Annotated in this window: 1 pseudogene; it reads right to left on the bottom strand. The window is 37.3% G+C overall.

Features of this window, described 5'->3' with window-relative positions:
* Window positions 1-547 (bottom strand): annotated as a pseudogene (locus tag BSF42_RS22605) (hypothetical protein); the annotation flags it as partial.

The following is a 547-nucleotide window of genomic DNA, read 5'->3' as shown; positions in this document are numbered from 1 at the left end:
TTTTCAAACGGTAATGCACGTCCTTGTATGGTTAGTTTTTTATTGCTGTTAATACTGTAAAAATCGACAAAATTATTAGCGCCCATTGAAACAGCATCATAATTAAGGTCAATAATATTTGTTGCACCTTCGATGTAGCCTAACAAAATTTGTTTGAAAACGCCGTCAGAATTTGTAAAATTCAGCCAGACACGATTTTTCTCAATATCCTCAGATGCTGCTGTTTTGTAAAACTTGCTGTTATTGCCTGCTCGGCGCATACTATTGTTAAAGGTTAATGTTTCTGTAGCTGGTCTTGCAAAAAAACCTTGGGCCGCAGCAATGTATCCATTAAAAGGAGTTCCACTTCCTCCAACAGTAGATCCTGAAGCATTGAAGGCGGTAAAGTCACTATTATAATAAAATTTACCATCAACAGGGTTTAGGATTGGAAGCGATTCATGTCCCCAGAAATACAAAGTACCTAAAGCTGGATTATCAGTCATTAACTGCTGTGCACTTATCGCAGACGGATAAGGGTTTCCAATTAAATTCCATTTTCCATCTA

This window comes from Flavobacterium sp. ACN6 (assembly GCF_002304005.1).
GTDB lineage: Bacteria > Bacteroidota > Bacteroidia > Flavobacteriales > Flavobacteriaceae > Flavobacterium.
Note: the sequence above shows the minus strand (reverse complement) of the source record. Positions and strands in the feature narration are given on the sequence as shown.